The organism is Mycobacterium sp. NGS54 (assembly GCF_059812465.1).
On record NZ_JCALCS010000010.1, the window covers coordinates 15,839 to 28,697 of the forward strand.

The window sequence follows — 12,859 nt, forward strand, 5'->3', positions numbered from 1 at the left end:
AGCGAGCTCACTCGTCGGCGCGCAACGTGATCCGGTGCCGCCCGGCCGGCACGGCCACGGCGGGCCCGGCGGGCTCACCGTCGAGTTGCACCGACACCCCGTCGGGCAAACCACCGAGCGTGATCTGCGCGGCGGTGTCGCTGACCACCGTGATCGTCGACGACGGCAACCCGGCCAGCCCGGCGCGCGCGACGTCGACCCTGAGGCCCGCGACCCCGATCAGGCGCAGCGTCAGATACGGCAGCGGCGCGACGGGGCGCCCGACTTGCCAGTCCAGCTCGCTGTACAGCCCCGGCGTCGGCTCGAAGTTCAACACCACGCCGCGGTGGTGGCGAATCGCGTGCGTCGGGTCCGGCCGCGCGTACGACCGCGCGTCGACCTCGGCGACGGCCCCGCGCCGCGCGGTTACCGAGGGATCGGCGGCGAGCTCCGAGAGCCACCACACCTGGTGCGGCCCGATACCCAGATCCGCCCGCACCAACTGCGGGTACCACGCGAACGTGATGTGTCCCGGATCGGCTTGGCGCAGACCGGTTCCCATGTGCGCGATCGGGTCCTCGAACTTGTCCTGCAGCACCCAGGCGATGTGATCCTCGAACGGATACACGGTGAACCGGTGGCGGTAACCCAGCCGGTCAAGTTCGAGCACCTGCTCGGCCGCCGACGCGAACGGCACCAGTTCGTCGACCAGCCCGTGGGCGATGACGTATGGCAGCCAGCGGGCGTTCACCAGCAACTTCCAGGAATCACCCTCCCGGGCGCAGGGCGAATCCAGGTCAAGGTCCGCCGGAATGTCGACGTTGGGAATCAGCCGCACCCCGCACGCCGGCGGCCCGGCCAGCACCACCGCCTGCGAGAACACCTGCGGATAGCTCAACCCGAGCTTGTAGGCCGCGTACCCGCCCATCGAATAGCCGGACACGACAGTGCGATTGGGGTCGGTGCCCAGCTGCTCGGCGACCCGGGCCCACACCTCCCACACGTCGAGTTCTCCCGTGTCGAAGTACCACGTCGACGGGCCCCGGGCCAGCGGCGTCACCACCACCGAGCCCCGGCCCTCGCACACCTCGTGCAACAGCCGGGGGTCGATCGCCGCGAACTGGCTCTGCCCCAACGCAAGCGAGTGCAGCAACAGCGTCAGCGGCAGCGCGCGGCCCGGCGCGTACGTCGACGGCAGGCAGATCGAATACGGCTGCACCCGCCCGAGGAACTGCGGCTTGGTGCTCAAGATGTCGTCGGCCGCGATCCCCTGCCCGAGCTCCACCGAGGACACGTACCAGCGGGTCGACGGGCCGGTGAATACCGGCTCGGGCTCGGTGTCGCGCGCCGCGAGCCGGGCCCACGGCACCGTCACCGCGAACGCCGACACGTCGCCGCCGGTCAGCGCCGCGGCCTGGGCCGAGTCCGACCAGAAGTTCAGGTGCGGCGGCTCCTGCTCGTTGGTGCGAAACGCGACGTTGTAGACGTTGGGCTGCCCGGGCAGCGCACCCCGTTCGGCGGGCACGTCGGCGAACCCGTCCCCCGCCCCGTTGGCCAGCCCGGCGGCCAGCCGCACCGTCCAGCTTCCGTCCGGTTCCACCAGCGACCGCGGGACCTGCGCCAGAAACGACGACGACTGCAGATCGACGCTGTGCTCGACCGGCGTCCTCACCTGGGTGGTCAGGTCGATCAACGCGGCACCTCGCCCGGACACCAGCAGCGCGGTGTCGATGCCCTTCGAACGCACGCCCGCGCCGGCCGGCCAGTCCGGGGCGCCCTGGCGGGCGGGGTCGGTGTCGAAGGTGAACAGCGCGATGGGCACCGACGCGTCCAGCAGCGTGTTCCAGTCGACCCGCCACCAGGTGTGGGTGTCGGTGAGCCCGATGGCGACGCGGAAGATGTCGGCGCCGTTGCGGGCGGCGGGCCCGTGCGGATAGACGTAGGTGCCCCGCGGCGGCGCCTGGATTTTCAGGTCCCCGACCGGGATCCCGGTCGGGCCGTGGTCGTCGTAGAGGAAGTCGGTCCAGAACAGCGCGCCGCCGGCCAGCCGGCCCGCGCCGCAGGTGCGCGGAAACTGCTCCCCGAACGGCCAATTCGACGGCGTGGGCAGCCGCGGCTCGGGCCGTCGGGCGGCCGGCGGCACGCCCTCGGGCATGCCGTCGACGACGACGAACTCGCCGGGTGGCGCCGGCGCGGGCGCCGCCGGGTGCAGTACCGCGTCGGCGACATGGCGCGCGATGCGCAGCGGAAGCAGCGTGAGGTCCAGGATCGACACGTCGCCCAACCTACGCGGCGGCACCGTCACGCCAGCTAGGACGCGGGCACCACGATCAGTTCGTGCGGCCGGTTGTTGACGGCCGACGCGCCGTCCTCGGTGACGACGACGATGTCCTCGATCCGGGCGCCCCACCGGCCGGGAAAGTAGATGCCGGGCTCGACGGAGAAGGCCATGCCCGCGGCCAACGGCAGGTCGTTGCCGGCGACGATGTACGGTTCCTCGTGCACCGACAGCCCGATGCCGTGCCCGGTGCGGTGCACGAAAAACTCGGCCAGCCCCGCCTCGGCCAGCACGTCGCGGGCGGCGGCGTCGACCTGCTGGGCGGTGACGCCGGGGCGGACTGCGTCGAGCGCGGCGCGCTGGGCGCGTTGCAGCACCGAATACTGTTGCGCCACATCGGCGCTCGGTTCGCCAATGCTGTAGGTGCGGGTCGAGTCGGAGTGGTAGCCGGGCTCGTAGGATCCCCCGATGTCGACGACGACGACGTCGCCCGCTTGTAGTTCCCGATCCGAGTAGCCGTGATGCGGGTCGGCCGCGTGCGGTCCGGACCCGACGATGATGAACGCCACCTCCGAATGCCCTTCGGCCACAATCGCTTCGGCGATGTCGGCGGCGACGTCGGCCTCGGTGCGGCCGGGCCGCAGAAACTCCGGCACGCGCGCGTGCACCCGGTCGATGGCCGCGCCGGCCTTGCGCAGCGCGTCGACCTCGCATTCCTCCTTGACCATCCTCAGCTCGCGCAGCACGTCGGTGGCCAGCACCGGTGACACCCCGAGCACGCCGGCCAGCGGCACAAGGTGCAGCGCGGGCATGGAATCGGTGACGGCGGTCGCGGCGGGTCCACCGCCCAGCGCCTCGCTCACCATCCGGTACGGGTCTTCGCCGTCGACCCAATCCCGCACCGCCAGGCTCAGTTCCGTAATGGCCGACCCGGTGAGGGACGCCAGCTCCAGCCGCGGCACCACGACGGTCGGGTCGCCGGATGCCGGCAGTACCAGCGCGGTGAGCCGCTCGAAGGTCTGCGCGCGGGAGCCGACGAGGTAGCGCAGGTCGTAGCCGGGGGTGATCACCAGGCCGGCCAGCCCGGCGTCGGCGGTCGCCGCGGCGGCCGCGGCCAGCCGGCGGGCGTACACCCCCGCGTCGAATCGGTGAGAATCCATGGCAGCCAGGCTAACCCCGTCGGCCGAACGTCGACTTGTTGCGCCGATTCCACAGGAAAGGCGACAACAACTCGACGCTGGGCGCCAGAGAAGACGTGAGACCATAGCCCGCATGCCCGAACCGCTCGTGCTCCTCGACGGCGCCAGCATGTGGTTTCGCTCGTACTTCGGGGTGCCGTCGTCGATCACCGCGCCCGACGGCCGACCGGTCAACGCCGTGCGCGGCTTCCTCGACTCGATGGCAGTGGTGATCAGCCAGCAGCGGCCCGGCCGGCTGGTGGTGTGCTTGGACCTGGATTGGCGGCCACAGTTCCGGGTAGACCTGATCCCGTCTTACAAGGCGCACCGCGTCGCCGAGCCCGAGCCGCAAGGCCAGCCGGACATCGAGGAAGTGCCCGACGACCTGACGCCGCAGATCGACATGATCATGGAGCTGCTGGACGCGTTCGGGATCCCGACGGCGGGCGCGGAGGGTTTCGAGGCCGACGACGTGCTGGGCACGCTGGCGGCGCGGGAACGCACCGACCCGGTCGTCGTGGTCAGCGGCGACCGCGACCTGCTGCAGGTGGTCGCCGACGACCCCGTCCCGGTTCGGGTGCTCTATCTGGGCCGCGGCCTGACCAAGGCCACGTTGTTCGGGCCGGCCGAGGTGGCCGAAAACTACGGCGTTCCGCGGGAACGGGCGGGCCCGGCCTACGCCGAGCTCGCGCTGCTGCGCGGCGATCCGTCCGACGGCCTGCCCGGCGTGCCGGGCGTCGGTGAGAAGACGGCGGCGACGCTGCTGGCCCAGCACGGTTCGCTGGAAGCGATCCTGGCCGCCGCCCAGGACCCAAAGTCCAAGATGGCCAAGGGTTTACGCGCGAAGCTGCTGGGCGCGACCGACTACATCGAGGCCGCCGGCAAGGTGGTGCGGGTGGCCACCGACGCGCCGGTCACGCTGTCGACGCCCACCGACACGCTGCCGCTGGCCGCGGCCCATCCGAAACGCACCGCCAAGCTGGCGACGGAGCTGGGCGTCGGGTCGCCGGTCACCCGCCTGCAGAAGGCGCTCGACGCGCTGCCCGGCTGACGGCCCTACTGGGGCCGGCCGACCTCGTAGGTGCCCTTGCTGTCCTGGAAGGTCACCGTCACGCGCTTCTTGGCGCCGTCGATGTTGACGTCGCAGTCGAACGTGCCGCCCTTCTTGACGACGGGGTCCTGGCCGTGGTTGCAGGAGACGTCCTTGACGTTCTTGGCGCCATAGCCATTGGTCTCGTCGGTCAGCACCTGCTGGACACCGGCCTGCGCCTTGTTGACGTCCAGCTTGGTGGTGACGAAGAACCCGGGCTGCCAGAAGCCGAGCACCAGCACGACGGCGATCACCAGGAAGGCGATCACGCCGACCACGCCCCCGATCAGCGCCATCGAGCGCTTCTTCGCCGGCTGTTGTTGGTCGTAGGGCGCGTACTGCTGCGGGTACTGGCCGGGCTGACCGTACTGACCCGGTTGACCGTATTGGCCGTACTGGCCGGGCTGGGCGGGCTGACCGGGCTGTCCATACTGGCCCGGCTGGCCGTACGGCGCGTACTGGCCGGGCTGGGCGTACTGCGGGGGCTGCTCGCCGTACTGCTGGGGCTGGCCGTAGCCGGGCTGCTGGGGGTACTGCTGCGGGTACGCCTGCTCCGCCGGCTGCTGGTATTGCGGGTACTCGGCGGGTGGCGTGTAGGCCGGGGCCTGCCAGGTCTGCTCCTGGCCCGGCTGCTGCTGCGGCGGCTGCCAGGGCGTCGGCGCGACCTGGGTGGGCTCCGAGGACTGATCGCCGCTCTGTCCGGGCGGTTGCCACTGGTGACCCGGGTCCGACCCCTGCGGTCCGCTCATTACTTTCTCCTCAGTTGCCTTGTGTCTGGCCCTGTTAGCGCCCTGTAACGGTAGCTCGGGCCCAGCCTACCCGGCGTCAACTGCAACGACGCCGCGCCGGACGTCATTGATGGCGCGCTTGGCGGCGGCGCGCAGCTCCGGATCCGGCGCAGCGTTGCGAACCTGGTCCAACAGGTCGAGGACTTGGCGGCACCAGCGCACGAAGTCCCCCGCCGACAAGGGCGAGCCGGCGCCGGCCACATCGGCGACGGCCAGCGCCGCGGCCAGGTCGCCAGTTCGGGCCCACCGGTAGATGACGTTGACGAAGCCGTCGTCGGGTTCGCGGCTCGGGCCGATCCGGTGCGCCTGCTCGTCGGCGCGCAGCTCGATCGACAGCCTCGAAGTCTGCTGCAGCGCCTGCCGCAGCCGCTGGGTGGGCACCTCGGCGGCCAATGCGGCACCCGCCCCGTCGCCGCCGCGGGACTCGTACAGCACGGACGAGACCACCGCCGCCAACTCGGCGGGTTTCAAGCCCGCCCACGCGCCGGTGCGCAGGCATTCGGCGACCAAGAGGTCGCTTTCGCTATAGATGCGGGCCAGCAGCCGGCCGTCGTCGGTCACGTGCGGATCGGCGGCCGGACCCTGGATGAAGCCGCGCTCGGTGAGCAGCCCGACGATCCGGTCGAAGGTCCGGGCCAGCGAGTTGGTGGCGGCGCCGACCTTTTTCTCCAGCTGCGCGTTGTCGCGTTCCATGCGCAGGTACCGCTCGGCCTGACGCATCCGGGGCTCGAGGTCGGGGGCGCTGTGCGCGGGGTGCCGACGCAGTTCCGCGCGCAACGACGCCAGCTCCGGATCGTGAAACGCGCCGTCCCCGTCGCCGCGACCGCCGCGGCGGGTGGCCGGAACAGCCAGCCCGGCGACCGCCGACCGCAGCGCCGACGCCAGGTCGCGGCGCACCCGCGGCTGGCGGTGTTCGACGCGCTTGGGCAACGGCATCGAGCCGACGGGCGCGGTCGCGCCCGAATAGTCGGCCGACGAAATCCTTCCCGCCCAACGGTTTTCGGTGAGGACCAGCGGGCGCGGATCGTCGCCGTCGCGCGCGGACTCCAGCACCACCGCCAGCCCGCCGCGCCGGCCGTGGGTGATGGTGATGATGTCGCCCCGGCGCAGCGCGGCCAGCGCATCGCTGGCGGCCTGTCGCCGCTGCAGCCGCGACGCGCGGGACTGCGCGCGCTCCAGCTCGGAGATCCGCGCCCGTAGCCGCGCGTATTCGAAGATCGGCGCGTCCCGCCCGCCGAGCTCGGCGGCGATCTCGTCGAGCATCCGCTCGCCGCGCTCGATGCCGCGGACCAGGCCGACGACCGAGCGGTCGGCCTGGTACTGGGCGAACGATTGCTCGAGCAACTGGTGCGCCTGCTCGGGACCCATGTGCTGCACCAGGTTGATCGTCATGTTGTACGACGGGGCGAACGAGCTGCGCAGCGGGAAGGTGCGGGTGGACGCCAGCCCGGCTACCGCGGAGGGTTCGGTGGTTTCCTCGCTGGGATTCCACAGCACCACCGCGTGGCCCTCGACGTCGATGCCGCGTCTGCCGGCGCGCCCGGTCAGCTGCGTGTACTCCCCCGGCGTGAGCGGCACGTGCTGCTCGCCGTTGAACTTGACCAGCCGCTCGAGCACCACCGTGCGGGCGGGCATGTTGATGCCCAGCGCGAGGGTTTCGGTGGCGAATACCGCCTTGACCAGGCCCGCGGTGAACAGCTCCTCGACCGTGTGCCGGAACGCCGGCAACATCCCCGCGTGGTGGGCCGCCAACCCGCGCAGCAACCCCTCGCGCCACTCGTAGTACCCGAGCACCGCCAGGTCGGCGTCGGCCAGGTCACCGCAGCGGTGCTCGATCACCTCGGCGATCTGCGCGCGCTCCTCCTCGGTGGTCAGCCGCAGCGGCGAGCGCAGGCACTGCGCGACGGCGGCGTCGCAGCCGGCGCGGGAGAACACGAACGTGATCGCAGGCAGCAACCCCTGCGAGTCCAGGATGCCGATCACGTCCGGCCGCGCGGGCGGCCGGTAGAAGCGCGGCCGGCCGGAACCGGCCCGTCCGGCTCCTCGTCGCCGGGGCTGCCAGTCCGACATCCGGTCCGCCTCGCGGCGATGCGCGATGTGGCGCACGAGGTCGGGGTCCACGCGCGGCTTGGCACCGGCGTCCGGCTGCGCGTGCGAGTAGTCGAACAGGTCGAACAGCCGCTTGCCGACCAACACGTGCTGCCACAACGGAACAGGGCGGTGCTCGTCGACGACGACGGTGGTGTCGCCGCGGACGGTCTGGATCCAGCCCCCGAACTCCTCGGCGTTGCTCACCGTCGCCGACAAGCTGACCACGCGCACCTCGTCGGGCAGGTGCAGGATCACCTCCTCCCACACCGGACCCCGCATCCGATCGGCCAGGAAATGCACCTCGTCCATCACCACATAGGAAAGCCCTTGCAGCGCAGTCGAATTGGCGTAGAGCATGTTGCGCAGCACTTCGGTGGTCATCACCACGACGGGTGCGTCGCCGTTCACCGACATGTCGCCGGTCAGCAGCCCGATCCGGTCGCGGCCGTAACGCTCGCAGAGGTCGGTGTGCTTCTGGTTGCTCAGCGCCTTGAGCGGCGTGGTGTAGAAGCATTTGCCGCCGGAAGCCAGCGCCAGGTGCACGGCGAATTCGCCGACCACCGTTTTCCCGGCGCCGGTCGGCGCGCACACCAGCACGCCGTGGCCGCGTTCCAGCGCCTCGCACGCGCGCCGCTGAAATTCGTCGAGCGTGAAGCTCAGTTCGGCGGCGAACCGCACGAGCTCGGGCAGCTCGGTCAGCTCCGTCACGCCGCCGCCATGCGACGCCGACATCTAGGTGACGTCGTCATGTTGCCCGGCCGTGAAGGACGGCTCCGGTATCGGCTCGGGCGGCTCGATGACCGACGCCTCGTCGTCGGGAATCGTGACCTGGGCTTCGCGCTTGGCCTTGCGGCGGTCGTGCAGTCGGGAGATCTGGATGGCGAACTCGAGCAGCACCGACAGCGCGATCCCGAGCGCCGTCATCGAAAACGGGTCGGATCCGGGCGTGAAGATGGCCGCGAAGGCGAACATGCCGAAGATCAGCCCGCGCCGCCAGGACTTGAGCCGCTCGTAGCTCAGCACGCCGACCGCGTTGAGCATGACGATCAGCAGCGGAAACTCGAAGCTGACCCCGAAGACCACCAGCAGGTTGATCAGGAAGCCGAAATACCGGTCCCCCGACAAGGCGGTCACCTGCACGTCGCTGCCGACGGTCAGCAGGAACCCCAGCGCCTTCGACAGCACGAAGTAGGCCAGCACGGCGCCGACGACGAACAGCACCGCCGCGGGCACGACGAACCCGACCGCGAAGCGGCGCTCCTTCTGGTAGAGCCCGGGCGTGATGAACGCCCACAGCTCGTAGAGCCACACCGGGCAGGCCAGCACGAGGCCGGCCGTCAGCCCGACCTTGAGGCGCAACATGAATTGGTCGAACGGGGCGGTGGCCAGCAGCCGGCACTGCCCGTCGGCGCTGATGCTCGCCCGTGCCGACTGCGGCAGCGAACAATACGGATGGCGCAGCCATTCGCCGAGGCTTTCCAGCCCGAAGAGCGAATGCGAGTACCAGAAGAACCCGAAAATCGTGGTGACCAGGATGGCGGCCAGCGAGATCAGCAGCCGGGTGCGCAACTCGGTCAGGTGGTCGACCAGCGACATCGTCGCGTCCGGGTTGGTGCGGCTGCGCCTGTTACGAGGGTTGAGCCGTTTCAGCAGGCCAGCGGTGCGCGCTGAAACCTTGAAACCTTTCACGGTGGTCTTTGCGGTCGGTCAGTGGCGCTCGGGCACCGCGGCGGCGCGGCTAGGCCGGGCGCGCTTCGGTGTGGCCCTGCTCGGTGGCCGCCGGCGGGTCGACCCGCTGCGACTGCACGGGCTGGGGCGTCTCGATCGACGGCGTTTCAGACTTGCCTTCGGTCTGCATTTCCCGCATCTCGGACTTGAAAATGCGCATCGACTTGCCCAACGAGCGCGCGGCATCGGGGAGCTTCTTGGCACCGAACAACAGGATCACTACGACAGCGAGGATCGCCCAGTGCCACGGACTAAGACTGCCCACTTTGATTACCTCCAGACGTCCACCCGATGCTACCGCAGCGACGGTCCCAGCTAGTCGGGCCGCGCCGCGACCTGGTAGGACTCCAGGGCCGCGGCCGCGGCATCCCGTACACGTCGGGCCAGCGACTCCGGTTCAAGCACCCGCACCGCCGACCCGAAGCCCAGCACCAGGCGCGTCATCCAGTCCTCCGAGGCGTAGGTCATGACGGCCTCGCACGACCCGTCGGCCAGCTCGACCACCTCCCGCATCGGGTAGTACTCGAACATCCACGACGCCGCGGGCGCCACCCACAGCCGGGCCGACGGCAGCGACGGATCGCCGTCGAACAGCGACGTGTCCGGCGGCGCGTGCAGCGCCGGTTCCGGCGGGGCGGCCGGCTCGCCCAGCTCGGTGGCGTCGACGATCCGGTCGAAGCGGAACAGCCGGACGCCCTCGGCCTCGCGCGACCAGGCCTCCAAGTAGCTGTGGCCCCCGATCAGCAGGACGCGAATGGGGTCGACGACGCGGCTGGTCAGGGTGTCGTGCGAGGCGGAGTAGTAGTCGATGGCCAGCGCGCGCTTGTACTGCACCGCCGTGCGGACGGCGGCCGCGGCGCGGCTTTCGACGGGTGCGGGCTCGTCGACCGCCGCCACGGCCGCCGAGGCGTCGTGCCCGACGGCGCCGGCGGCGGCTTCGATCTTGGCGATCGCGCTGCGCGCCGCCTCCGGGTTGACCACGCCGGGGATTTCGGCCAGCGCCCGCAACGCCACCAGCAGGCCGGTGGCCTCCGGGGACGTGAGTTTGAGCGGCCGGTCGATGCCCGCGGAGAACGTCACCTCGATGGTGTCGCCGGAGAACTCGAAGTCGATGAGGTCACCCGGGAAGTAGCCGGGAAGCCCGCACATCCACAGCTGGTTGAGGTCCTCCTCCAACTGCTTTTCCGACACGCCGAGGTCGGCGGCGGCCTTGGCCCGGGTGACCTTCGGATTGGCCTGGAAATACGGGACCATGTTGAGCAGCCGAACCAAGCGGGTGGACACAGGAGTCATGGCACCACCACGTGCGCTCGCAACCTGGCCACCACCTCGTCGCGCAGGGACTGCGGCTCGAGCACCACGGCGTCGGCGCCGTAGCCGGCGACGTCACGCGCCAGCTGGTCGGCGGAGCCGATGCCCAGTTCGATCACCTCGCCGTCGCGGCCGGCCAACTGTTGCGCCCCGATCGACCTCCCGGCGCGACGCAGCGCGGTGGCCCGCCCGTCGGCCACCCACACCCGGGCCTGCCCGCCGGCCGGCCACTCGGTGACCGTCTGTGCCACGATCTTGCGCAAGTCGGCGCCGTCGGGCACGGTGACGGCGCCGGGCGGGCCGATGGGGGTGATGTCGGCGCCGATCCGGGACAGCCGGAAGGTGCGAATGGCGTCGCGGTCGCGGTCGTGGCCGACCAGGTACCAGCGGCCCTTCTCGGTGACCACACCCCACGGCTCGACGGTGCGCGTCGTGTAGGGCTCGGCCCGCGATGGCCGGTGCGGAAACTGCACCGCTTGTCGGGAACCGATGGCGGACAACAGGATTCCGAGCACCTCCTCCGATCCGCGCAGGCCCGGCACGCCCGCCGGCGACGCGATGGCCACCGGGGCGTCCGGGTCGACCTCGACCCCGGCGGCGCGCAGCTTGAGCAAGGCGCCCTGGGTGGCGGTGATCAGTTCGGGCGACTCCCACAGCTGCGTGGCGACCGCCACCGCGGCCGCCTCGTCCGGGCTGAGGTCGACCGCCGCCAGCGCGTAGGCGTCGCGGTTGATCCGGTAGCCCTCGGTGGGATCCATGACGGACACCCGGCCGACCTCCAGCGGGATCCCGAGGTCGCGCAATTCGTTCTTGTCGCGCTCGAACATCCGCGAAAACGCCTCGGCGCTGGGGCTGTCGGAATAGCCGGCGACGCTGGACCTGATCTTTTCGGCGGTGACGTAGCCGCGGGTGGACAGCAGGGCGATGACGAGATTAACCAGCCGCTCGACTTTCGAGGTCGCCATTTGTACCAGGTTATTCGATGAGCCGCGGCGGGCGCTTCCGGCGCGCGCCGCTGGCTACATGCTCGCGATCAACCGCTTGACCCGCTCGTCGACCGCCCGGAACGGGTCCTTGCACAGCACGGTGCGCTGCGCCTGGTCGTTGAGCTTGAGGTGCACCCAGTCGACGGTGAAGTCGCGGCCCGCCGCCTGGGCGGCGCTGATGAACTCCCCGCGCAGCCGGGCGCGGGTGGTCTGCGGCGGGTTGTCGACGGCCTCCGCGATGTCCTCGTCGGTGGTCACGCGCGCGGCCAGCCCCTTGCGCTGCAGCAGGTCGAAGACGCCACGACCGCGCTTGATGTCGTGGTAGGCCAAGTCCAGCTGGGCGATCTTCGGGTCGGACAGCTCCATGTTGTAGCGGTCCTGGTAGCGCTGGAACAGCTTGCGCTTGATCACCCAGTCGATCTCGGTGTCCACCTTGGCGAAGTCCTGGCTCTCGACGGCGTCCAGCTGCCGGCCCCACAGGTCGACGACCTGCTCGATCTGGGCGTTGGGCTCCCGGGTCTGCAGGTGCTCGACGGCGCGGCTGTAGTACTCGCGCTGGATGTCCAGGGCGCTGGCCTGCCGTCCGCCCGCCAGCCGCACCGGCCGCCGGCCCGTGACGTCGTGGCTGACCTCGCGGATGGCGCGGATCGGGTTGTCCAGCGAGAAGTCGCGGAACGGAACGCCGGCCTCGATCATCTCCAGCACCAGCGCGGCGGTGCCCACCTTGAGCATGGTGGTCGTCTCGCACATGTTGGAGTCGCCGACGATGACGTGCAGGCGCCGGTACTTCTCGGCGTCGGCGTGCGGCTCGTCGCGGGTGTTGATGATCGGGCGGCTGCGGGTGGTGGCCGAGGAGACGCCCTCCCAGATGTGCTCGGCACGTTGGGACAGGCAGAACGTCGCGGCCTTGGGGGTCTGCAGCACCTTGCCGGCGCCGCAGATCAGCTGCCGGGTGACCAGGAACGGCAGCAGCACGTCGGAGATCCGGGAGAACTCACCGGCCCGCACGATCAGGTAGTTCTCGTGGCAACCGTAGGAGTTGCCCGCCGAGTCGGTGTTGTTCTTGAACAGGTAGATGTCGCCGCCGATGCCCTCGTCGGCGAGCCGCTGCTCGGCGTCCACCAGCAGGTCTTCCAGCACCCATTCACCGGCCCGGTCGTGGGTGACCAGCTGCACCAGGCTGTCGCACTCGGCCGTGGCGTACTCGGGGTGGCTGCCGACATCGAGGTAGAGGCGGGCGCCGTTTCGCAAGAAGACGTTGGAGCTGCGGCCCCACGACACCACCCGCCGGAACAGGTACCGGGCGACCTCGTCGGGAGACAGCCGGCGATGGCCGTGGAACGTGCAGGTGACACCGAACTCGGTCTCGATGCCCATAATTCGTCGCTGCACGTAATCGAGCGTACTGGTTGTCGCGCCGCAAAGGTGCA

The 12,859-nt window shown here is 70.5% G+C and carries 10 protein-coding genes; 1 reads left to right on the forward strand and 9 read right to left on the reverse strand.

Annotated features, from left to right (window positions below; translation table 11 throughout):
• Positions 1-7: 7 nt before the first annotated feature.
• Together AC5Y5E_RS28100 and AC5Y5E_RS28105 are read right to left on the reverse strand one after the other, a co-directional pair.
• Complete coding sequence (locus AC5Y5E_RS28100; RefSeq protein WP_499906925.1) at positions 8-2,254, reverse strand: alpha/beta hydrolase-fold protein; 2,247 nt, start codon at positions 2,252-2,254, stop codon at positions 8-10.
• Between the two features lie 35 nt (positions 2,255-2,289).
• A complete protein-coding gene (locus tag AC5Y5E_RS28105) occupies positions 2,290-3,417 on the reverse strand; it encodes a M24 family metallopeptidase (RefSeq protein WP_499906926.1) in 1,128 nt (375 codons plus the stop codon).
• Between the two features lie 112 nt (positions 3,418-3,529).
• On the opposite strand from AC5Y5E_RS28105, the gene AC5Y5E_RS28110 reads away from it, so the two are divergent.
• On the forward strand, positions 3,530-4,486 hold the full coding sequence (locus AC5Y5E_RS28110) for a 5'-3' exonuclease (RefSeq protein ID WP_499906928.1): 957 nt from the start codon (positions 3,530-3,532) through the stop codon (positions 4,484-4,486).
• A 5-nt stretch (positions 4,487-4,491) separates the two neighbouring features.
• Here AC5Y5E_RS28110 and AC5Y5E_RS28115 read toward each other — a convergent pair whose 3' ends face one another.
• The 7 genes from AC5Y5E_RS28115 to pafA form a co-directional block, all read right to left on the reverse strand.
• The gene (locus tag AC5Y5E_RS28115; protein ID WP_499906930.1) at positions 4,492-5,274 is read right to left on the reverse strand and encodes a DUF4333 domain-containing protein; all 783 of its coding nucleotides are present in this window, start codon (positions 5,272-5,274) and stop codon (positions 4,492-4,494) included.
• A 66-nt stretch (positions 5,275-5,340) separates the two neighbouring features.
• Positions 5,341-8,103, reverse strand: coding sequence for a DEAD/DEAH box helicase (locus AC5Y5E_RS28120; protein ID WP_499907212.1), 2,763 nt, complete (start codon positions 8,101-8,103; stop codon positions 5,341-5,343).
• A gap of 33 nt (positions 8,104-8,136) precedes the next feature.
• Positions 8,137-9,093, reverse strand: a complete 957-nt coding sequence (gene tatC, locus AC5Y5E_RS28125) for a twin-arginine translocase subunit TatC (protein WP_499906932.1) — start codon at positions 9,091-9,093, stop codon at positions 8,137-8,139.
• A gap of 49 nt (positions 9,094-9,142) precedes the next feature.
• On the reverse strand, positions 9,143-9,397 hold the full coding sequence (gene tatA, locus AC5Y5E_RS28130; RefSeq protein WP_066932188.1) for a Sec-independent protein translocase subunit TatA: 255 nt from the start codon (positions 9,395-9,397) through the stop codon (positions 9,143-9,145).
• A 50-nt stretch (positions 9,398-9,447) separates the two neighbouring features.
• The gene (locus AC5Y5E_RS28135; RefSeq protein ID WP_499906934.1) at positions 9,448-10,425 is read right to left on the reverse strand and encodes a helix-turn-helix transcriptional regulator; all 978 of its coding nucleotides are present in this window, start codon (positions 10,423-10,425) and stop codon (positions 9,448-9,450) included.
• Positions 10,422-11,408, reverse strand: coding sequence for a helix-turn-helix transcriptional regulator (locus AC5Y5E_RS28140; protein ID WP_499906936.1), 987 nt, complete (start codon positions 11,406-11,408; stop codon positions 10,422-10,424). The genes AC5Y5E_RS28135 and AC5Y5E_RS28140 overlap by 4 nt, the downstream gene beginning before the upstream one ends.
• 54 nt (positions 11,409-11,462) lie before the next feature.
• The gene (gene pafA / locus AC5Y5E_RS28145; RefSeq protein WP_499881352.1) at positions 11,463-12,821 is read right to left on the reverse strand and encodes a Pup--protein ligase; all 1,359 of its coding nucleotides are present in this window, start codon (positions 12,819-12,821) and stop codon (positions 11,463-11,465) included.
• Positions 12,822-12,859: the final 38 nt, after the last annotated feature.

Bases quoted from the DNA above. Each gene is read 5' to 3' on its own strand.
- AC5Y5E_RS28105 (WP_499906926.1), bottom strand. From the start codon at position 3,417: ATGGATTCTCACCGATTCGACGCGGGGGTGTACGCCCGCCGGCTGGCC.
- AC5Y5E_RS28110 (WP_499906928.1), top strand. From the start codon at position 3,530: ATGCCCGAACCGCTCGTGCTCCTCGACGGCGCCAGCATGTGGTTTCGC.
- AC5Y5E_RS28115 (WP_499906930.1), bottom strand. From the start codon at position 5,274: ATGAGCGGACCGCAGGGGTCGGACCCGGGTCACCAGTGGCAACCGCCC.
- AC5Y5E_RS28135 (WP_499906934.1), bottom strand. From the start codon at position 10,425: ATGACTCCTGTGTCCACCCGCTTGGTTCGGCTGCTCAACATGGTCCCG.
- AC5Y5E_RS28140 (WP_499906936.1), bottom strand. From the start codon at position 11,408: ATGGCGACCTCGAAAGTCGAGCGGCTGGTTAATCTCGTCATCGCCCTG.